The sequence below is a fragment of the Trueperaceae bacterium genome (assembly GCA_036381035.1).
Classification (GTDB): Bacteria; Deinococcota; Deinococci; order Deinococcales; family Trueperaceae; genus DASRWD01.
This window is the reverse complement of sequence record DASVDQ010000005.1, coordinates 1-19454: the sequence shown is the minus strand read 5'-3', so window position 1 is coordinate 19454 and position 19454 is coordinate 1. Positions and strand designations below refer to the sequence as shown.

The 19454-nt window shown below is 71.3% G+C and carries 18 protein-coding genes; 8 read left to right on the top strand and 10 right to left on the bottom strand.

Annotated features, from left to right (window positions below):
• Nucleotides 1-136: 136 nt before the first annotated feature.
• The 3 genes from VF202_00565 to VF202_00555 are packed head-to-tail and all read left to right on the top strand — an operon-like array spanning nucleotide 137 to nucleotide 3553.
• Complete coding sequence (locus tag VF202_00565) at nucleotides 137-610, top strand: GreA/GreB family elongation factor (protein ID HEX7038587.1); 474 nt, start codon at nucleotides 137-139, stop codon at nucleotides 608-610.
• A 34-nt stretch (nucleotides 611-644) separates the two neighbouring features.
• Nucleotides 645-2135, top strand: coding sequence for a lysine--tRNA ligase (lysS, locus tag VF202_00560; protein HEX7038586.1), 1491 nt, complete (start codon nucleotides 645-647; stop codon nucleotides 2133-2135).
• Nucleotides 2132-3553: a glycoside hydrolase family 13 protein gene (locus VF202_00555; GenBank protein HEX7038585.1), complete on the top strand. Its 1422-nt coding sequence runs from the start codon at nucleotides 2132-2134 to the stop codon at nucleotides 3551-3553. The genes lysS and VF202_00555 overlap by 4 nt, the downstream gene beginning before the upstream one ends.
• A gap of 64 nt (nucleotides 3554-3617) precedes the next feature.
• On the opposite strand, the gene VF202_00550 is transcribed toward VF202_00555, so the two are convergent.
• The 6 genes from VF202_00550 to VF202_00525 all read right to left on the bottom strand — a co-directional run bounded on the left by VF202_00550 (nucleotide 3618) and on the right by VF202_00525 (nucleotide 10080).
• On the bottom strand, nucleotides 3618-4895 hold the full coding sequence (locus VF202_00550) for a trehalase family glycosidase (protein ID HEX7038584.1): 1278 nt from the start codon (nucleotides 4893-4895) through the stop codon (nucleotides 3618-3620).
• Nucleotides 4892-5932: an ABC transporter ATP-binding protein gene (locus tag VF202_00545; protein ID HEX7038583.1), complete on the bottom strand. Its 1041-nt coding sequence runs from the start codon at nucleotides 5930-5932 to the stop codon at nucleotides 4892-4894. The genes VF202_00550 and VF202_00545 overlap by 4 nt, the downstream gene beginning before the upstream one ends.
• Nucleotides 5933-5939: 7 nt before the next feature.
• Nucleotides 5940-6809 (bottom strand): carbohydrate ABC transporter permease, encoded by an 870-nt coding sequence (locus VF202_00540; GenBank protein HEX7038582.1) that lies wholly within the window; start codon nucleotides 6807-6809, stop codon nucleotides 5940-5942.
• Nucleotides 6806-7651 (bottom strand): sugar ABC transporter permease, encoded by an 846-nt coding sequence (locus VF202_00535; GenBank protein ID HEX7038581.1) that lies wholly within the window; start codon nucleotides 7649-7651, stop codon nucleotides 6806-6808. The genes VF202_00540 and VF202_00535 overlap by 4 nt, the downstream gene beginning before the upstream one ends.
• Nucleotides 7652-7742: 91 nt before the next feature.
• Nucleotides 7743-9011: an ABC transporter substrate-binding protein gene (locus VF202_00530; GenBank protein ID HEX7038580.1), complete on the bottom strand. Its 1269-nt coding sequence runs from the start codon at nucleotides 9009-9011 to the stop codon at nucleotides 7743-7745.
• A gap of 19 nt (nucleotides 9012-9030) precedes the next feature.
• Nucleotides 9031-10080: a LacI family DNA-binding transcriptional regulator gene (locus VF202_00525; protein HEX7038579.1), complete on the bottom strand. Its 1050-nt coding sequence runs from the start codon at nucleotides 10078-10080 to the stop codon at nucleotides 9031-9033.
• Between the two features lie 221 nt (nucleotides 10081-10301).
• On the opposite strand from VF202_00525, the gene VF202_00520 reads away from it, so the two are divergent.
• Genes VF202_00520 through VF202_00505 form a run of 4 tightly spaced genes read left to right on the top strand, consistent with a single transcriptional unit; the run spans nucleotide 10302 to nucleotide 14228 of the window.
• Nucleotides 10302-10475: a hypothetical protein gene (locus VF202_00520; protein HEX7038578.1), complete on the top strand. Its 174-nt coding sequence runs from the start codon at nucleotides 10302-10304 to the stop codon at nucleotides 10473-10475.
• 20 nt (nucleotides 10476-10495) lie between these two features.
• Nucleotides 10496-11539, top strand: a complete 1044-nt coding sequence (locus tag VF202_00515; protein HEX7038577.1) for a zinc-binding dehydrogenase — start codon at nucleotides 10496-10498, stop codon at nucleotides 11537-11539.
• Nucleotides 11536-12516 carry a Gfo/Idh/MocA family oxidoreductase gene (locus tag VF202_00510; GenBank protein HEX7038576.1) on the top strand — a complete coding sequence of 327 codons (981 nt, stop codon included), beginning with the start codon at nucleotides 11536-11538 and terminating at the stop codon, nucleotides 12514-12516. Before VF202_00515 ends, VF202_00510 begins: the two co-directional genes overlap by 4 nt.
• Complete coding sequence (locus VF202_00505) at nucleotides 12513-14228, top strand: glycoside hydrolase family 36 protein (protein ID HEX7038575.1); 1716 nt, start codon at nucleotides 12513-12515, stop codon at nucleotides 14226-14228. Before VF202_00510 ends, VF202_00505 begins: the two co-directional genes overlap by 4 nt.
• A gap of 17 nt (nucleotides 14229-14245) precedes the next feature.
• On the opposite strand, the gene VF202_00500 is transcribed toward VF202_00505, so the two are convergent.
• Nucleotides 14246-15313 carry a glucose-1-phosphate thymidylyltransferase gene (locus VF202_00500; protein HEX7038574.1) on the bottom strand — a complete coding sequence of 356 codons (1068 nt, stop codon included), beginning with the start codon at nucleotides 15311-15313 and terminating at the stop codon, nucleotides 14246-14248.
• Between the two features lie 153 nt (nucleotides 15314-15466).
• On the opposite strand from VF202_00500, the gene VF202_00495 reads away from it, so the two are divergent.
• A complete protein-coding gene (locus VF202_00495) occupies nucleotides 15467-15817 on the top strand; it encodes a hypothetical protein (protein HEX7038573.1) in 351 nt (116 codons plus the stop codon).
• Between the two features lie 135 nt (nucleotides 15818-15952).
• On the opposite strand, the gene VF202_00490 is transcribed toward VF202_00495, so the two are convergent.
• The 3 genes from VF202_00490 to VF202_00480 form a co-directional block, all read right to left on the bottom strand.
• Nucleotides 15953-16450 (bottom strand): hypothetical protein, encoded by a 498-nt coding sequence (locus tag VF202_00490; GenBank protein HEX7038572.1) that lies wholly within the window; start codon nucleotides 16448-16450, stop codon nucleotides 15953-15955.
• A 689-nt stretch (nucleotides 16451-17139) separates the two neighbouring features.
• A complete protein-coding gene (gene aguB, locus VF202_00485) occupies nucleotides 17140-18012 on the bottom strand; it encodes an N-carbamoylputrescine amidase (GenBank protein ID HEX7038571.1) in 873 nt (290 codons plus the stop codon).
• Nucleotides 18009-19148 carry an agmatine deiminase family protein gene (locus tag VF202_00480; GenBank protein ID HEX7038570.1) on the bottom strand — a complete coding sequence of 380 codons (1140 nt, stop codon included), beginning with the start codon at nucleotides 19146-19148 and terminating at the stop codon, nucleotides 18009-18011. Before VF202_00480 ends, aguB begins: the two co-directional genes overlap by 4 nt.
• Nucleotides 19149-19454: the final 306 nt, after the last annotated feature.

Sequence of the window (19454 nt, the reverse complement as noted above, 5' to 3'; positions counted from 1 at the left end):
GCTCGTCGCATGGCTGCGCCGACGCGAGGGCGCCTTGAGGTATCATCTGGCTCACAGTTGGGGTAACGCACGGCTTGTCCCCCCAGGGGGGCAAGCCGCTTCCTAACGGGGCCGAGAAGAACTCCGGAGGTGCCACATGGCGATGAGAGTGCGCGTCACTCAAGAGGGATACGAGCGCCTGCAGGCGCTGCTGAAGCAGGAGCGGGAGCGGCTGGAGGAGGCCACGCGCATCCTCCAGGAGCTGACCGGCTCGTCGGACGACTACGACGACTCCGGCCTGGAGGACGCCAAGACCGAGAAGGCCAGGATCGAGCAGCGCATAGACGACCTCGAGGACCAGCTAGGCCGGGCCGTGATCATCGAGGACCAGGCGTCCGACGTAGTCGACCTTGGCTCGGTCGTGAAGCTGGCCGAGGCTGGCAAGAAGCAGGAGGAGTTCTCCGTCCAGCTCGTCTCGCCCGTGGAGGCCGGCGTGCTCGACGGCGACATACCGAAGGTCTCCGACGAGTCGCCGCTGGGCAAGGCGCTCAAGGGCCGCGGCGTCGGCGACGAGTTCGAGGTCGTGATCGGCGAGAAGGTCGCTCGCTACGTGGTCAAGGAGATCGCGTGAGCCACACCGCGCCAGGCGGCTAAGCTGGCGCGTCATGGACGACCCGACGGACCAACGCGACCAGCGCCTGCGCAACCTGCGGGCGCTGGTCGAGCGCGGCATCGAGCCGTACGCCTACTCGTTCCACCGCACGCACACGGCCGCCGAGCTGCGCGCCGCGCACCCGTCGCTGCAGCCGGGCGAGCGCGTCGACGGCCCCGAGGTGACCGTCGCCGGGCGCGTGATGCTCATGCGGATGCTCGGCAAGCTGACGTTCGCGACCCTGCAGGACCAGAGCGGCCGCGTGCAGGTCTCCTTCGAGAAGGCGAAGCTCGAGCAGTACAACGCGCTCAAGAAGCTCGACCTCGGCGACTGGCTCGAGGTCACGGGCCGGGTCTACGCCACGAAGACGGGCGAGCTCACCGTCGACGCCGGCTCCTTCAGGCTGTTGGCCAAGGCCCTCAGGCCCCTGCCGAGCAAGCACCACGGGCTCCAGGACAAGGAGGCGCGCTACCGGCAGCGCTACCTCGACACGATCATGAACCCGGAGTCGCGGCGGGCGTTCGAGCTGCGCGCGCACGCGATCTCGTACATCAGGCGCTACCTCGACGAGAGGGGCTTCATCGAGGTCGAGACGCCGGTGCTGCAGGCCCAGCCGGGCGGCGCCGAGGCGCGCCCGTTCGTGACCCACCACAACGCGCTGGGCCACGACTTCTACCTGCGCATCTCGCTGGAGCTCTACCTCAAGCGGCTGATCGTGGGCGGCTTCGAGGCCGTCTACGAGATCGGCAGGAACTTCCGCAACGAGGGCATCAGCTTCAAGCACAACCCCGAGTACACGATGCTCGAGCTCTACTGGGCAGGACGCGACTACCTGGACATCCTGGAGCTCGTCGAGGACCTCTACTCGAGCCTCGTGCGCGACCTCACGGGCAGCACGAAGCTCGTCTACCAGGGCAAGGAGCTCGACTTCACGCCGCCCTGGCCGCGCGTCGACTACACGGGCGAGCTCGCCAGGCGCGCCGGCATCGACTTCGACGTCCTCGACGAGGAGCGCCTGCGCGCCTGGGTGCGCGAGCGCTTCCCCGAGCCGGGCGCCGGCGGCGAGCCGCCGCTGGGCGAGCGTCCGCTGAGCCAGGTCTACGCCAAGCTCTACGACCACTACGTCGAGCCGCACCTCGTGGGGCCGGCGTTCGTCATGGACCACCCCGAGGTGATAAGCCCGCTGGCGAAGCGCCACCGCTCGCGTCCCGGCCTCGTGGAGCGGTTCGAGCCCGTCGCCGTGGGCATGGAGCTGGGCAACGCGTTCAGCGAGCTCAACGACCCGCTCGACCAGCGACGCCGCTTCGAGCTCCAGGAGCAGCTGCGGGCGGCCGGCGACGAGGAGGCGCAGCGCCTCGACGAGGAGTTCCTGGCGGCGCTCGAGTACGGCATGCCGCCCACGGGCGGCCTCGGCCTCGGCATCGACAGGCTGGCGATGCTGCTCTCCGACCAGCCCAGCATCAGGGACGTGATCCTCTTCCCGCTGCTGCGCCCGCTGTCGTGACCCCCACCGTCCCCGACTGGGTCAAGGACGCGGTCTTCTACCAGGTCTTCCCCGACCGCTTCGCCAGGTCGGAGCGGTCGCCCAAGCCCGCCAACGTCCAGCCCTGGGGCGCGCCCACCGACCTGCACGGCTACCAGGGCGGCGACCTCCTGGGCGTCGCCGAGCGCCTGGGCCACCTGGAGGCGCTGGGCGTGAACGCGATCTACCTCAACCCCGTCTTCAGCGCGACGGCGTACCACCGCTACCACACGCACGACTACCACCGCGTGGACCCGCTCCTCGGCGGCGACGCGGCGCTGGCCGCGCTGCTGAGCGCGGCCCACGAGCGCGGCATGCGCGTGATCCTCGACGGCGTGTTCAACCACGCCAGCCGCGGCTTCCTGCCGTTCAGCGACGTGCTGGAGAACGGCCCCAAGAGCCCCTACGTCGACTGGTTCCACGTGAGGCGCTTCCCGCTCAACGCCTACGGCGGCGGCGAGCTCGGCTACGAGGCCTGGTGGGGCCTGCCGGCGCTGCCGAAGCTGAACGTCGCGAACCCTATGGTCCGCGAGTTCATCTTCGACGTCGGCGAGCGGTGGCTGAGGTTCGGCGCCGACGGCTGGCGGCTCGACGTGCCGTCGGAGATCGACGACGACGAGTTCTGGCGGGAGTTCAGGCGGCGCTGCACGGCCGCCAAGCCGGACGCCTACATCGTGGGCGAGGTCTGGGACCTGGCCGAGCGCTGGCTGCAGGGCGACATGTTCCACGGCGTCATGAACTACCCGTTCGCCCGCGCCGTCTACGGCCTCGTGGGCCGCGACCTCGACCGGGCCGAGGCGGCGAAGAGCGGCCTGGGGAGGATCGAGCCGCTCGAGCCCTCCGCCTTCGCCGCGCGCATGGAGGAGCTCCTGAAGGTCTACCCGGGCGAGACGGCCTTCGGGCAGCTCAACCTGCTCGGCTCGCACGACACGCCGCGCCTGGCCACCCTGTTGTGCGGCGACGAGGCGGCGGTGAGGCAGGCGCTGCTCCTGCTGTTCGCCGCGCCGGGCGCCCCCTGCGTCTACTACGGCGACGAGATCGGCCTGCGCGGCGGGCACGACCCGCACAACCGCGCGGCGATGCCCTGGGACGACCGAGGGGCCTGGGACGAGGGGCTGCTGGCCTTCGTGGGCGCGCTCGGCCGCCTGCGGCGCGAGCTGCACCCCCTGAGGCGCGGCGGCGCCAGGGTCTTCGCGCAGAGCGGCGCCGTGGTCGTGAGGCGCGAGTCGGAGGCGGGCGTGGTCTGCGCCGCCGTCAACGCTACCGACCACGACGTCGAGCTGACCGGCGACGCGCTGCCTGCCGACCGCTGCGTCGACAGGCTCGACCCCGGTCGCGGGGTGTCCGCCGCGGCGTTCGTGCTGCGCCGCCGCGGGCTCGCGCTGCTGACGCCGGCGTGAGCCTTGAGGCGCGCCGGCGCTCTCGGTCGGCGCCGGGGGCGCGCCGCCGATGGCCCGCGGCGCCTCAGCCCTCGCGCGCGTCCAGCAGCTCCAGGGCCATGGCCGCGGTCCAGGAGAACTCGCCGCCGCCGCAGGCGGTCGCGGTGACGGGGTCGTAGTACTCGGCGAAGCCGGAGGCGGCGACGAGCTCGAGGCTCGAGTCGAGGACCTTCCCGGCCAGCTCGCCCTGGCCCGCTCGCGCCAGCCCGTCGGCGAGCAGGTAGTTCACGACGAGCCAGACGGGCCCGCGCCAGTAGCGCTGGGGCTCGAAGCGCGGGTCGGCCGGGTCGTGCGAGGGCACCAGGTACCTCACGTCCCGCGCCCAGCGCTCGATGGTGGCGGCGATCCGCGCGGCCCGGCCCTCGGGGACCGCGGCGAAGACGGCGAGGAGCCCGCCCACCGACGCGCTGCCCACGAGCTCGCCGCTCGCGCGGTCGCGGCACAGGTACTGGCCGTGCGCCTCGCTCCACAGGCCCTCGAGCGCAGCCAGCCCCGCCGCGGCGCGCGCCCTGTTGGCGGCGGCCACCTCGTGCTCGCCCAGGTCGTCGGCCAGGTCGGCGAGGTCGGCGCACGACCTGATCAGTACCGCGTTGAAGCCGGGGTCGACCACGCGGAACGGCGACGCGTCGTGCAGCGTCGCGGCGTCCCAGCCGAGCCCGCGGAAGCGCTCGACGAGCCACAGGTAGCGGTCGTACTGCGCCTTCGTGGGCCGGTGCGCCGGGTCGGCGTGCTGGGTGTCGCGGCGGGTGTAGGGGGTCACGCCCTCGGTCGGCACCCTCGAGAGCGGCTCGTCCCAGTCGACCGAGTTGTCCCGCCCCGACTCCCAGGGGTGGATGATCGCGACCAGGCCCTCCCCGCGAGGGTCCCTGTGCCGGTGGAACCACTCGTGCCAGGCGTCGACCTTGGGCAGCAGCGCCCGGGCCTTGGCCGCGGCCAGCTCGCGGTCGGCGGCCCGGTCGTAGAGCCGCCTCATCACGAAGCCGGCGACGGGCGGCTGCGTGATGCCCGAGGTCGGCGTGGGCCTGCCGGTGCCCCAGACCTCGGGTCCGGGGAAGTACCCGTCGGAAGGCTCGTGGAAGACGATGTGGGGGACCATGCCGTCCTCCCACTGGTGCGCGAAGAGCGTCTCGATCTCGCGCCAGGCGCGCTCCTCGTCTGCGTGGCTCAGCCCGAGGGCGGTCAAGCAGGAGTCCCAGTTCCACTGGAACGGGTAGAGCCCGGCGGTCGGCACGGTGTAGCCGCCGCGGTCGTTGGCGCGCAGCACGTCCCTGGCCTGCGCGACCATGGTCGCGCGGTCCGTCATCGCACGGCTTCGCCGGTCTCGGGATCGAACCAGCGCACGCGTCCCTCTCTCGGCACCAGGCTGAGCTCGTCGCCCGGCGCCACCGACAGGTCGGACTCGAGGACGGCGCGGAAGAGCCTGCCCGCCACGTCGGCCGTCACCAGCGTGTGCGGGCCGAGCGGCTCGACCACGCGCACGACGGCCTTGAGCCCGCCCGGCGCTACCTCCACGTCCTCGGGACGGATCGCGAACTCGAGGCGGTCGCCGGACGCGGGACCCGGCAGCTTGAGCCCCGCCACGTCCCACTCGCCGGGAGCCGTCCTGGTGGCGGCGATGAAGTTCATCGGCGGGTTGCCGATGAAGCTGCCGACGAAGCGGGCCGCCGGGTCGCGGTAGACCTCCACGGGCGTCGAGGCCTGGACGATCCTGCCCTCGTGCATGACGGCGATGCGGTCGGCCAGCGACATCGCCTCCACCTGGTCGTGGGTGACGTAGATCGTGGTGGTCCGGCTGGCCTCCAGCACGCCCTTGAGCTCGGCGCGCATCTCGAGGCGCAGGAGCGCGTCGAGGTTCGAGAGCGGCTCGTCCATCAGGATCACGTCGGGCTCCATGGCCAGCGCCCGCGCGACCGCGACGCGCTGCCGCTGGCCGCCCGAGAGCTGGCCGGAGTAGCGCTCGAGGAGCTGCTCGATGTGCATCAGCTCGGCGGTGCGGTTGACGCGCTCCTCGATCGTCCTGCGGGGGAGCTTCTGCATGCGCAGCCCGAAGGCGATGTTCTCGAACACCGTGAGGTGCGGGAAGACCGCGTAGTTCTGGAAGACCATGGCGATGCCGCGCTGGCGCGGGGGCAGCCTGTCCACGCGGCGCCCGCCGATCCAGACCTCGCCGGCGCTGGGCGTCTCGAGGCCGGCGATGATGCGCAGCAGGGTCGTCTTGCCGCAGCCCGAGGGGCCCAGCAGCACCATGAACTCCCGGTCCGCGATGCTCAGGTCGATCGAGTGGAGCGCCCGGAAGCTGCCGAAGCTCTTGGCGACGTCCTTGATGACGATCTCGGCCATGGCTGCCCTAGCGGTTCGCGATGCCCCACATCGCGAACAGGTACCTCCGCACGGCGAAGATGAACACGAGCGCGGGGATCACCAGGGCCGCGCCCCCGGCGAACTTGAGGTGGAGCGGGGAGACGTTGAGGCTCTGGACGAGGAAGGCGGGCAGCGTTCGGTTCTGGATGGTCAGCACGGCGGCGGCGAACACCTCGTTCCAGGAGACGATGAAGGCGAAGACCGCCGAGGCGGCGATGCCGGGCAGCACCAGCGGGAGCACCACCTTGTGGAACGCCTGCCAGCGGGTGCAGCCGAGGGTCCAGGCGGCCTCCTCCAGCTCGAGCGGTATGCCGGAGAACAGCGAGTAGGTGATCAGTGCGGCGAACGGGATGGCCAGGACCGTGTGCACGATCGCCAGGCCCAGCGCGGTGTCGTCGAGCCCCGTCCGGATGAAGAACACGGCCAGCGGCAGCGCCAGCAGCGGCAGCGGGAAGGCCCTGGTCATCACGACGAGAAGCCGGAAGAACCCCTTGCCGGGGAACTCGAAGCGGGAGAGCGCGTAGCCGGCGGGGGCGCCCAGGCCCAGCGACAGCAGCATGGTCAGCGCGGCCACCAGGACCGAGTTCCACAGGGCCCTGGCCACGCCGGCGAAGGTGGCGAAGAACCGCACCGACCCGAGGTCGAAGGAGGGGACGAAGGTCTTGGGGAAGGCGGTGACCTCCTGGGGCGACGAGAGCGCGTTGACCATCATCAGGTAGATGGGCACCAGCACCCAGGCCGAGAGCACGACGACCGCGCTGACGAACAGGAAGCGCCCGGCCGTGCCCACGGCGGGGACGGCGCGCGGGGCGTCGTGGGGAGCGGCGACGGCGGCGTCCGCTCCGCCGGCCCTCACGGCGTCGCTCCCTTCGGCACGCGCAGGGCGCGCTGGTAGAAGAGGGTCGCCGCGACCGAGACGGCGAGGATGACGAGCGCGTAGGAGGCGGCGACGTTGCGGTCGCGCAGGGCGAACTGCCACTGGTACGTCTCGCCCATGAGCACCGGCAGCGTGGTCCCGCCCAACGCGACGACGACGCCGAAGACCTCGAACGCGTTCAGCGTGCGGAGGATGAGGGCCGACTGCAGGCTCGGCCGCAGGAGCGGCAGCGTGATCCTCGTGAACCGCTGCCAGGCGTTCGCGCCGAACACCTGTCCGGCCTCGTCGTACTCCTTGGGGATGAGGCCCATGCCGGCGACGAGGATCACCATGACGATCGCCGTGGCGCGCCACACCTCGGCCAGTACCACGGCGAGGAAGATCACCCCGACGCTCTGGTAGCCGAGGAAGAGCACGGGGCGCTCGATCACCCCGAGCCGGAACAGGAGCGAGTTGAGGAAGCCAGACTGCTCGAAGATCGCCAGCCAGATGATGCCGGCCGCCAGGTCGGAGAGGCCCAACGGGATCGAGAAGACGTAGAGCACGGTGTCGCGGCCGGCCTTGAGCCTGGTGACGATCGACGCCATCCCGAGCGCCAGGACCACCTGTATGGGCACGGCGATGGCTGCCAGCAGGAGCGTCCAGCGCAGCGCTGGACCGAACTTCCAGTGGCCGGCCATCGTCTGGAGGTGCCGCAGCGTGAACCCCTCTGGCCCCGACACGGCCAGCACCCCGATCTGCACGGCGGGGTACACGAAGAACACCAGCAGGAACAGCGTCGCCGGCAGTATCAGCAGGTAGGGGAGCGCCCTGGAGCGCATCGTTCGGCTTCGGCTCCTATCGGGACTGCGGGGGACGGGGCGCAGCGGCTGCCGGCGCCCCGTACGAGCGCCGGCAGCCGCGTCCACGTGCTCAGTCGACGGGGCAGGCCCCTTCCGACGGCTCGTCGGGCAGCCAGCACGGCGCGTTGGCCTGGACCATCAGGTCGCGCAGCACGGCCGCCTGCTCGTCGAGGACGGTGCGGGTCGGCTGGCCCGCCAGCACGATGCGCTCGAAGGTGTCGATGTACACCTGGTTGAACTGGCCGCCCAGCTCGCCGAGGCCCACCGGCAGCAGCGCCGGCAGCGCGTCGGGGGCCGTGGTCATGGCCGTGATCGCCGGACCGAGGGCGCGCGCAGCCGGGGGCAGGTCGTCGGGCAGCTCGGCGTCGATGGTGGGGTAGAAGTTCGTGGCCAGCAGCGTCGCCACCTGCGTCTCGGGCTGCATCATGTACTCGACCAGCGCCAGGGAGGCGTCGAGGTCGGGGGTGGTGACGGGGACGGCGATGCCCGCCAGCACCGGCATGAACCCGCGTCCTATCGGTCCGGCGGGGGCCGGGAAGGCGACGAAGTCGTCGGGCCGCTGGTTGAAGGCGTCGGCCAGGCGGGCGATGTGGTCGAACGCGATCCACACGTCGCCCGTGAGCAGGGGCTCCTGCATGAACCCGTAGTTCGTGGAGGCGGGGTTCGTGTGCTGCCACAGCTCCTTGAAGAGCTCCCAGGCCTCCTCGGCCTCGGGCGAGCGGAACTTCGTGACCGTGGACCCGGTGAACGAGGGCAGCAGGAAGCCCTGGAAGAACCTGTGCCTGAGCCCCTGCGGGCCGGCCGGGAACCCGAACTTCGGCGTGCCGGTCGCCTCGTGCACGTTGGCCGCCCACTCGACGAGCTGCTCGTAGGTCAGCGCGTTCAGGTCGGCGCCCTCGGGCAGGTACTCGAGGGCCTGGCGGTTCGCCGCCATCACGTAGTTCGCCTGCATCCACGGCAGGTACTTCTGCTCGTCGGTGCCCAGGCGACCGAGCTCCATGAACGCCTCGCTCACCTGGATGCCGCTGAGGTCGACGGCCGAGAGGTCCACCCAGCTGTCGGCGTAGAGGGCGAGGTCGCCGTGCAGCGCCCCGACCACGCCGATCTCGCCGCGGCCGGCCTGCAGCTCGGCCTCGAGGCGGGTGTAGAACGGACCCGTGTCCTGAGCCTGGAAGTCCACGCCGCCGGGGAAGCCGGCCAGCACCTGCTCGCGCATGGCCTGGGCCTCCTCGACTGGCGACGCCTGGGTCGACCAGAACAGCACCTGAGCGGTCGCGGCCGGCGCCATCATGAGCAGCGCGAACGCTGCGCCTGCTAGAAACCGGAACGTCGTCTTCATCGGATCGTCCTCCCTTTCCTCACTGCGCTTGCGGGCTGCGCGGGGCCGGTCCGTGGCTGCCCCTGAGCACCGGTTCGGGTCGTACGAGCCGTTGCAGCGGCGGGTCGTCGCGGTTCTCGATGACGGAGATCAGCATCTCGCCGATCTCCTTGGCGGAGCGGCGGGTGCAGGCGTCGAAAGTGGTGAGGCCGGGAGGGGCGTAGGCCGCCGCGGGCACGTTGTCGAAGCCGACCACCGACAGGTCGCGAGGGACCTCGAGGCCGAAGTGCGCCGCCCGTTCCAGGACGAGCAGCGCCAGCTCGTCGAACAGGCCGATCACCGCCGTCGGGCGCCGCGGACCGGCGAGCAGCTCGTCGATCTTCGCGACGATGGCGCCGCGGTCGAAGCGCGGGGCCGCGACGACGGCGAGCTCGACCGTGTCGTCGCCGCGCCGCGCCATCGCCTGGCGCAGACCCCTCTCCCTGAGGTGCCTGAAGGTCATGCGGTCGGTGATGCTCACGAGCCCGAAGCGGCGGTGGCCGAGCTCGTAGAGCATGTCGAAGGCCTCGCCGAACGCCGTGCCGCTGTCGGTGTCGAGCCAGCTCACGGGCGCCTCCTCGTCGAGCAGGCGCCCGTGCATGACGAACGGGACGCCGCGCTCCCGCAGGTACCTGACCCGCTCGTCTTCCTCGCCGATGCGGGCCACCACGACGCCGTCCGCGCGCCCCGACTCGATGACGTGCCTGAGGACGGTCAGCTCGGACCTGCCTTCCTGCACGGTGGCCAGGAGCAGGTCGACGCCGTGCTCCACGAGGCCCTCGCCCAGGCCCGTCAGGAACTCGCCCAGGTAGGAGTCGACGAAGCTGGGTCCGCGGACCGGCAGCACGAAGGCGGCGAAGCCGCTGCGGCCCGACACCAGCTGGCGGGCGGCGACGTTCGGCACGTACCCGTAGCGTCTGGCTGCCTCCACCACGCGCGCCCGCGTCCTCTCGGCGACCGTCGGGTTCCCCGCCAGGGCGCGCGAGACGGTGGCGACCGAGACGCCGAGATGCTCCGCCAGTACCTTGAGCGTGCTGCTGCGCTGGACCATGGCTCCTCGAGAGGCGGCGCGTGGGCCGAAGGGGGCTAGGGCCGACGAGAGGCCTGTCGGGATGCGAAGCGACGGCGGCGGTCGCGGCCCGCTTCGCAAACGTTTGCAATCCGAACTGCGGTCGCGGTTACGCTAGCAGCGGCCGCTGCCGAAGTCAACGCCCACGCGCCGCCCGCGTGACCCCGCCAGCGCGGCGCCGAGGCGTCCACAGGAGGCTCGCCTTGCCGCTCGACCCGGAGGTCCGCTCCCACCTCGCAGCGCGGGAGGCCCACTGCGTGCCGGGAGGCATCCACGGCGGCTTCACCGACGGCGAGGACTGGTCGTCCGGCGAGAGACTGTGGGACCCGACGCTCGACTGGCTGGCGGCCAGGCTCGGCGCCGGACCGAGCGCGTGACGGGGAGGTAGGCGGTCACCATGCCTTCGAGCAGCGCCCTGGTCTTGACGGCGCCGCGCACGCTGGCGTTCGAGGAGCTCCCCTGGCCGCCTCTGGGGCCAGACGAGGTGCGCGTCCGCACGCTCTACTCCGGCGTGAGCGCCGGCACGGAGCTCACGCAGTACCGCGGGACGAACCCCTTCATGCACCGCCGCTTCGACGAGGCCACGCGCCTGTTCCTCGACGCCGCCGCCCCCAGCTGGGAGTGGCCGGTCCGCGACCTCGGCTACGGGGAGGTCGGCGAGATCGTCGAGGTAGGAGCCGCCGTGAGCGACCTGCGCGTCGGCCAGCGGCTGTTCGGCGCGTGGCACCACAAGACGCACCACGTCGCCGACACCGCCTACGCGCGCCAGCGCTTGCTGCCCGACGGCGTCGACCCGCGCGTCGGCGTCTTCGCGCACATCGGGGCGGTCGCGCTCAACGGCGTGCACGACGCGCAGGTCCGCATCGGCGACACCGTCGCGGTCTTCGGTCTGGGCGTGCCCGGGCAGATCGTGGCGCAGGCGGCGCGCGCGTCCGGGGCGCGGGTGGTCGCGGTGGACCCCGACCCGGCGCGCCGCGAGACGTGCCTGCGCCTGGGAGCGCACCTCGCGCTGGGCCCCGAGGGCGCGGCCGAGGAGGTCAAGCGGCTGACGGACGGCCGAGGCGCCGACGCGTGCATCGAGGTGTCGGGCGCGCCGTCGGCGCTCGCCGAGGCGATCCGCGCCGCCGCCTACAACGCCCGGGTCGTGGCGCTGGGCTTCTTCCAGGGCGAGGTCACGGGCCTCAGGCTTGGCGAGGAGTTCCACCACAACCGCATCCAGCTGATCAGCTCGCAGATCTCCGGCGTCGCGCCCGAGGCCGGCGCGCGGTGGTCTAGGGCCCGCCTGTGGCGCACGGTCATCGACCTGCAGCTCGCCGGCGCCCTCGACCTCCTGCCCCTCATCACGCACAGCGCGCCGTTCTCGCGGGCGCCGGAGCTGTTCGCCCGGCTCGACGCGGGCGAGCCAGGGATGCTGCAGGCCGTGCTGGAGTTCCCCGCATGAGCCGGCTGCGCGTCGCCCTCCTGGGCTGCGGCGGCGTCGCGCGGCGGCACGCCGACGCCGTCGCCGCGCTGCCGCACGACCTCGAGCTGGTCGCTTGCTGCGGCCGCGACGCGCGGAGGACGGCGGCGTTCGCCGGCCGGCACGGCGCGTCCGCGTACACCGATGTCGACGAGATGCTGCGGGTCGAGCGCCCGGACCTCGTGATCGTCACGCTGCCGCCCTTCGCTCGCGGGGACCTGGTCCAGCGTGTCGCGCGCGCGGGCGTCCACCTCCTCGTCGAGAAGCCGCTGGCTCTGGACGTGCGGTCGGCCGAGCTGATGGCCGAAGCCGCGAGGGCGGCGGGCGTCGTGGCGGCGGTGGGCTTCATGTACCGCTTCGGCGACGCCGTGCGGGCCTGGGACGAGGCCGACGCCGGCCGCGTCGGCCTGTTCGTCGGTTCCTACCACTGCAACTCGCTGCACGCGAGCTGGTGGCGCGAGGAGGCCAAGTCGGGGGGCCAGGTCGTCGAGCAGGCGATCCACCTGATCGACCTCGTCCGCCACCTGATGGGCGACCCGGACAGCGTCTACGCCAGACGCTCGAACCTCGCGCACCGCTCCACGCCCGGTTACGACATCGAGGACGTCAGCGCCGCGATCTTCGGCTGGGACGACGGGCGGATCGCGACGCTCAACGCCTCGAACATCGCGGTGCCCGGCGTGTGGGACAAGCGGTGGGAGGTGTACGCCGAGCGCATGACCGGCCGCTTCACCGGCTGGAACGAGGCCGTGCTGTCGAGGACCGACGGCGAAGGGGAGGTCCTGGAGATCGCGGGGACCACCGATCCCTTCGTCGCGCAGCTCGCCGACCTGCACCGGGCGATCGCGGCAGGGAGCCGACCGCGCGTCCCTCTGGAGGAGGGCGTCGCCGCCCTGAGGCTGGCGCTCGCGGCGCGCCGGTCCGCCGACGAGCGCCGGGAGGTCCGGCTCGGGCCATGACCGGGTTCGAGATGGGCGCGATCGCCCTCGCCGACGTCGCGCCGCTCCGCGACGGCGCCGTGCCGGCACACCGGGTCGTCGCGCGCCGGGGAGACCGGGTCGAGTGGGCGCTGCAGGCAGGCGGCACGCTGGTCCTGACCGTCGGCGACGAGGAGGGCGTCACCCGCCTCGACCTGTCGGCCTCGGGCCTGGCCGAGGCGCCGCTGTCGCTCGGCCTGCGCTTCGGCAGGGTCACGAGCGTGGGCCGCTACCTGCGCAACGGCTACCACAGCTGGGACGGCAGCGAGTTCGTGGAGCCGGGCGAGACCACGCGCCGCGCCGCGGCAGGTTCGCCTCCGACGGCGGGCTACGCGATGACCGCCCTCGTGCCGACCGACGCGTCGGGAGCGTTGGTCGTAGGCTTCGAGCGCCACGACAGGTTCCAGAGCCGCTTCCGCTTCGGCGGCGACGAGGCGGCTCTGACGATCGACGCCGAGAGCCTGCTCGACCGCAGCGGCGCGCTCGCGATGGAGACGCTGCTGCTCTTCTGGGACGACGGCGTGGAGCGCGCCCTGGTCCGCTGGTCCGAGCGCGTCGCGGCGGCGTCACCGCTGCCTCCGCGCGTCCCGGCGCGGCGCATCACCGGCTGGTGCTCCTGGTACAACCTCTACGCCGCCATCGACGAGGAGAACATCCGCGAGCACCTGGCGGCCGCGGCGGCCTTCCGCGACCGGCACGGCATCGACCTCGACGTCTTCCTCATCGATGACGGCTTCACGCCGGAGATGGGCGACTGGCTCGACGTGAAGCCGCAGTTCCCCCGCGGCATGAAGCCGCTGCTTGGCGAGATCGCCGCGGCGGGCTTCACGCCGGGACTGTGGATCGCGCCGTTCATGGTCGGGAACCGCAGCCGGCTCTTCGCCGAGCATCCCGACTGGGTGCTGCGCGAGCGCGCCACCGGCGCGCCTCTCGTGCAGGCGACCTTCTACGGGGAGTTCCGCTGGCACAAGCGGAGCGAGGAGTACTACGTCCTCGACATCACGCACCCCGGCGCGGAGGCGTGGCTACGGCACGTGCTCAGGACCTGGACGCGCGACTGGGGAGCCCGCTACCTCAAGACCGACTTCATGTACTTCGGCGCCGAGCACGGCCCGGACAGGGCCGCCTGGCACCGGCCCGGCATGTCGCGCATCGCGGTGTGGCGCAGGATGGGCGCCATCATCCGCGAGGAGATCGGCGACGCCCTGTGGCTGGGCTGCGGTTGTCCGCTGTGGGCGTCGGTCGGGCTGGTCGACGCGGTGAGGATCGGGCGCGACGCCGGCGTCAGCTGGTCGGGCGAGCGGCCCGCCCAGAGCCTGTTGCGCGACCAGGTCACTCGCGGCCATGCCGCCGGTCGGCTGTGGCAGGCCGACCCGGACTGCATCCTGCTCCGGGACCGCTACCACCACCTGACGGACGCGCAGGTGGAGGGCCTCGCGCTGTTCGCGGGGCTGTCGGGCGGGGTCCTGATGACCAGCGATCACCTGGGCGACCTCACGAGCGAGCGCGAGGCCCTGTTCGCGGCGCTGGCCCGGCTCGAGGTAGCCGGCTGCAGCTACCCGTCGCTGGGCGGCGACGAGGCGACCATCGTCCAACGCGCGAGGCTCGCCGACGGTCGCACGCTCGAGCTGAGGCTCGACCCGGCGACGGGCGAGAGCCGCTGCACGGACGGCGCGGGGAACCCGTGGCCGTAGGCCCGCCCGGCCGCGCCTCACCCCTCGCGCAGCGCGATGCGGCTCTCGTCGCCGACGATGAGGCGGTGGGAGCTGGGCCTGCCGTCGTGACCGGAGAGGATCACGTCCTCGCCGATGAGGCTCGCCTGGATGCGCGTGCCGACGCGCTCGATGAGCGTGCGCGCGCCCACGACCGTGTACTCGAGCTCGGCGTCGCGGACGACGACGTCGTCGCCCAGCGTCGTGAACGGGCCGACGTAGGCGCGCTCGAGCCGGACGTTCCGGCCCACGAGCGCGGGGCCGAAGATCGTCGAGCCGCGCACGACGGCGCCGGCCTCGACGACGACCTCGCCCACCAGCTCGCTGTCCTCGACCCTGCCCGCCACGTGCCGGCGCAGGCGCCCGAGCACCAGGCGGTTGGCGTCGAGGATGTCCTCGGCCTTGCCCGTGTCCTTCCACCAGCCGGGGACGACGACGGGCGCCACGGTCCGACCCGCCTCGATCATCCGCTGGATCGCGTCGGTGATCTGGTACTCGCCCTTCGCGCCGGGCTCGAGGCCCTCGATGGCCTCGTGGACTGTGGCGTCGAAGACGTAGACGCCGGCGACGGCGAGGTTGCTGGGCGGGTCGGCCGGCTTCTCGATCAGGCGCTCGATGCGTCCGTCCCTCACGACGGCCACGCCGAGCTGGCGCGGGTCCGGGACCTCGACGAGGGCCAGCACGCCGTTCACGCCGCCGTCCGGGTCGAAGCGGCTCACGAAGTCGCGCACGCCGTGCTCGAAGAGGTTGTCGGAGAGGTACATGACGAACGGCTCGTCGCCGAGGAACCCCTGCGACACCTTCACGGCGTGGGCGAGGCCCTGGGGCTGGTCCTGCATGATGTACTCGAACCTGGCCCCCGGGTAGCCCTCGAGGGTGTCCCTTATCGGCGTGACGGTCGACGGCCCGACCACGACCCCGATGTGGTCGACGCCGGCCTCCACGAGGTTCTCCACCGCGTAGTGGATGAGCGGCTTGTTGGCGACCGCGATCGTCGGCTTCGGCCGCAGGCTGGTGAGCGGCCGCAGCCGCGTCCCGAGACCGGCCGCGAGGATCAGTCCCTTCATCGCCCTACCTCTCGGCGCCCCGCGCCGCCCCGTCGCCCGCGGGGGCGGCGGACCTCGGCGCTCCGCTGGGTGGGACGATAACCCGGCCGTCCTGCAGCGGCCTGAGAGCCACTCACGCGCCGGGCGACGCGGGGCCGCTGTTAGCATGGCCGGATGGACAGCTCGGAGATCGTGCTGCGGGTGGTCAGGTCGGGGGACGTCGTCGAGGCCATCACCTGGCGCGCCGACGAGGCCCCTGAGCCCGGCGAGCAGGAGGCGAAGGCGTTCGTCCTGGCGCTGTGGGACGCCAAGCACAAGAGCGCGCTGCGCATCGACCTGTGGACCCGCGACATGACCGTCGACGACATGAACGACTTCTTCTTCCAGACGCTCATGACGATGGCCGACACCTACGCCAACGCCACGACCTTCGGGCCGCTCGCCGGCGAGATCAAGGTGTTCGCCCAGGAGTTCGCCGAGAAGGCCGCGCGGGCGGCGCGACGGAGCCTTGGGGAGTCCCGATGATGGTGGCGGCGCTCCCGTCGTTGGGAGAGCAACGGGCATGCAGTGTGAAAGGAGCATTGACCCGCGACCAAATTGACACTATACTGCTTCCTACGGGGCCCCGGCTTAGTCCGGGGTCTTCGCCATTAATGTCTGTCACGAGCGTCTTGAATGCGCGAGTTCTTGAGCTTCTTGAGTCAGAACGCTGATGCCGACCACGTCCTGGGTATTTGCTTGAGCAGCTCTCCGGTAGAACTCTTCGACCGGCACCAGGTACCTGTCGGTGAACTCCTTGTCGAAGCGGAGGGCGTGCGCCCGGGCCAGCGAGTAGTGAATCGTCAGCGCAATCTGCGCCAGATTGGGGAAGCGCCGCACCGTGAGCTGGGCAATGTTCGCTCGGGTCACAGTCTGGCCATACAGGTCACCGGCTATGGCGATAAGGTCCTTGTCGGGCGACATCAGGCCGGCATTTGCTGTCTCAATCCTTCTACCGGTGTACGCGACTAGGTCGGCAGCTTGGAGGATTGGCTCCATGTCGCCATCCGGCACTCGCGCTACCGAGTCTATGTAACGCAGACCGCACACCTCCTTCAGTGTTCTCACCACTTCCAGCTCGTCTACACCGTGCGAATCGTTGAAGGAGTCAACGAGCACGTCAGCTGTGCTACGTCGGCACGCGCACATGAGTTCATTGATTTGAGGAAGAGCAATGACGTAGAGCTGTAGAAGTGGGCTTGTAATCAGCCTGTGAAAGTTGTTGTACAAACTCTTGCCACGTACGCGGTGCTGGGCTAGGAACCTGCGCTCGCGAGTGAAGTGCTCATTCGTAAGGAACCTGATTTGATTCTGCGCCGCCCCTTTGCGAGCGCGAGTTCCGTAGAACCAACCCCCGTCCCTGGCCTCGGTGAAGCGATCAATGATTGCCCAAGCTTCCTTTACCCATTCGACAATCACACTATGGTCAACGCCTAGGAACGGGTTGGGTGCCTTCCTATACCTGTGTGGCCTGCTCCTACCCCACATGAGCCTCATATGAACGGGCGGATTTCTCACGCCCAAGGTACGGCCCATCTCTTCACGCAGAGCTTGCCAATCCATTCGGAAGCTGCTGGCCTTCGACTGTCTCACGTAGAACGCGCCGAGCGCCGTAAGGGGATGGTCGCCCGGGATAAACTGCCCCTGCCAATCGCACAGTGGTTCAATACCGCCCGAATCATCGAACGCGACGGCAAAATCCCCCACGCGCCCATGATGGCATCCTCAAGTGGCCAAGGCGATCATGTCCAGGTCTCGCCGTCGGACATTCCCAGTTCGGATCTTCAGGGGCAATGGCAGACTGGGTCCTAGTCGCGCCCGTCGAGGGTGAGCAGCGGACTGTAGAGGTCGGGCCGGCGGTCGCGGAAGAAGCCGAAGCCGGCGCGGAAGCGCTGGGCACCGGGCAGGTCGAGGTCGGCGTAGATGACGGTCTCCGACGACCTGTCGGCCTCGGCCAGGTACTCGCCCTGGTAGTCGCAGACGAACGAGCTGCCGTAGAACTCGGCGTCGCCCTCGTGTCCCACGCGGTTCGCCGCCGCGACGTAGACCGAGTTCGCCACGGCGTGGCCGACCATGACGCGGCGCCACATGTCGCGCGTGTCGAGGCCGCCGGTCTCCTCCGGCTCCGAGCCGATGGCGGTGGGGTAGAGCAGCACGTCGGCGCCCTTCAGCGCCATCGCGCGGGCGCACTCTGGGAACCACTGGTCCCAGCAGATGCCCACGCCGATCGTGCCCAACCGCGTGCGCCAGGCCTTGAAGCCGGTGTCGCCGGGGTTGAAGTAGAACTTCTCCTCGTAGCCGGGTCCGTCGGGGATGTGGCTCTTCCTGTAGACGCCCAGCACCTCGCCGGAGGCGTCGACCATGGCGACGCTGTTGAAGTACGCCTGCCCGGCCTTCTCGAAGAACGACACGGGCAGCACGACGCCGAGCTCGCCGGCGAGGCGCGCGAAGCGCTCGATGAACGGGTGCTCGTCGACGGGGTGCGCCAGCGCGAACAGCTCGTCGCGCTCGAGCTGCGGGAAGTAGAGGTTCTCGAACAGCTCCTGCAGCAGCACGAGCCCGGCGCCGTTCGCCGCGGCCTCGCGCACGAACGCCTCGGCCTTGGCCAGGTTCTCCTCGAGGACGTCAGAGCAGCTCATCTGCACGACGCCGATGCGGAAGGTGCCGGAGCGCTCGGTCATGCGTCGCCTCCCTCCGCGGCGGGCGCCACCCCGGTCCCCGCGCGCTCGGCGGTCGCGGCCTCGCCCTCCGCCCGACCGGGCGGCGCGACCGCGCCGGCCGGCTGCTGCTGGGTGACGCAGTGGAACGCGCCGCCCCCCGTGATCAGCTCGGAGGCCGGCAGCGGGATGACGTCGCGTCCGGGGAAGAGCGGGCGCAGCGTCGCCAGGGCCCGCTCGTCGTTGGGGTCGCCGTAGACGGGCACGACGACGAAGCCGTTGCCCACGTACCAGTTCGCGTACGTCAGGGGTAGCCGCGCGTCGCCCAGGTACGCGCTGCGCTCGGGGAGCTGGAGCTCGACGATGCGGTAGGGGCGTCCCTCTGGCGTGCGCAGCGCGCGCAGCACCTCGAGGTTCTCCCGCATCGCGGCGTGGTTCGGGTCGCCCTCGTCCTCCTCCACGCTGGCCACGATCGTCTCGTCGTCCACGAACCGCACGATCGTGTCGACGTGCCCGTCGGTGTGGTCGCCCTCGAGCCCGCCGTGCAGCCACACGACCCGCGTGGCGCCGAGCCAGCGCGCCAGCAGCGCCTCGATGTCCGCCTCCGACAGCCCGGGGTTGCGGGTGGGCGTGAGCAGGCAGGAGCGGGTCGTGATGCACACCCCGCGACCGTTCAGCTCGAGGGAGCCACCCTCCATGACGGCGTCCACGGCGTAGCGGCGCATGCCCAGCCTCCGCGCCACGGCCTCGGGCGCGCGGTCGTCGTCGTCCCAGGGGGCGTACTTGCCGCCCCAGGCGTTGAAGCGCCAGTCGGTGAGGGCCACGCGCCCGTCGGCCTCGCGCACGAACAGGGGTCCGTTGTCGCGGAACCAGACGTCGTTGAGGGGCACGCGGTGGAGCTCGACCCGGGAGAGGTCGGCGCCGGCGGCGGCCAGCCTGGCGCGGGCGTCCGTCTCCGCCTCGTCGTCACGGACGTTCAGCACGACCGGCTCGTAGCGGGAGACCGTGGCCACGAGGCGGGCGAACTCGCGGCGCACGCCCTCGAGGTGGCCCTCCCACAGGTCGTCGTCGCAGGGCCAGCTCGTCCAGGTGGCCGCGTGGGGCTCCCACTCGGCGGGCATGCGCAGCTTCGGCGTCGTGGCGGGCGAGGTCGCGGGCATCGGATGCCGATGCTAGCAAGCCGTGCGAGCGAGCCCGGTCCCGCCGCTGCCCAAGTCCTGTCCAGGCATCGCGCGGTTCCCTGACCCGCGGCCGGGGGCTCCACGCGCGACCCGCGCCCCTCGGCCTCCATCCCTCACGGGGAGCACGCAGCGCGCCACCCGCAGGGGCTACCCTCTGGGGCGTGAGCAGGCTCTCCCTCGACCCAGGCTTCTCCATCGCGGACGCCGACGAGATCTACGGCATCAGGTCGTGGTCGACAGGCTACTTCGGCATCGACGACGCGGGCCGCGTGACGGTGTCTGACC

Bases quoted from the DNA above. Each gene is read 5' to 3' on its own strand.
- aguB (HEX7038571.1), bottom strand. From the start codon at position 18,012: ATGACCGAGCGCTCCGGCACCTTCCGCATCGGCGTCGTGCAGATGAGC.
- VF202_00510 (HEX7038576.1), top strand. From the start codon at position 11,536: ATGAGCCGGCTGCGCGTCGCCCTCCTGGGCTGCGGCGGCGTCGCGCGG.
- VF202_00495 (HEX7038573.1), top strand. From the start codon at position 15,467: ATGGACAGCTCGGAGATCGTGCTGCGGGTGGTCAGGTCGGGGGACGTC.
- VF202_00550 (HEX7038584.1), bottom strand. From the start codon at position 4,895: ATGACGGACCGCGCGACCATGGTCGCGCAGGCCAGGGACGTGCTGCGC.
- VF202_00530 (HEX7038580.1), bottom strand. From the start codon at position 9,011: ATGAAGACGACGTTCCGGTTTCTAGCAGGCGCAGCGTTCGCGCTGCTC.
- VF202_00535 (HEX7038581.1), bottom strand. From the start codon at position 7,651: ATGCGCTCCAGGGCGCTCCCCTACCTGCTGATACTGCCGGCGACGCTG.
- VF202_00500 (HEX7038574.1), bottom strand. From the start codon at position 15,313: ATGAAGGGACTGATCCTCGCGGCCGGTCTCGGGACGCGGCTGCGGCCG.
- VF202_00505 (HEX7038575.1), top strand. From the start codon at position 12,513: ATGACCGGGTTCGAGATGGGCGCGATCGCCCTCGCCGACGTCGCGCCG.
- lysS (HEX7038586.1), top strand. From the start codon at position 645: ATGGACGACCCGACGGACCAACGCGACCAGCGCCTGCGCAACCTGCGG.
- VF202_00545 (HEX7038583.1), bottom strand. From the start codon at position 5,932: ATGGCCGAGATCGTCATCAAGGACGTCGCCAAGAGCTTCGGCAGCTTC.
- VF202_00565 (HEX7038587.1), top strand. From the start codon at position 137: ATGGCGATGAGAGTGCGCGTCACTCAAGAGGGATACGAGCGCCTGCAG.
- VF202_00525 (HEX7038579.1), bottom strand. From the start codon at position 10,080: ATGGTCCAGCGCAGCAGCACGCTCAAGGTACTGGCGGAGCATCTCGGC.
- VF202_00480 (HEX7038570.1), bottom strand. From the start codon at position 19,148: ATGCCCGCGACCTCGCCCGCCACGACGCCGAAGCTGCGCATGCCCGCC.
- VF202_00515 (HEX7038577.1), top strand. From the start codon at position 10,496: ATGCCTTCGAGCAGCGCCCTGGTCTTGACGGCGCCGCGCACGCTGGCG.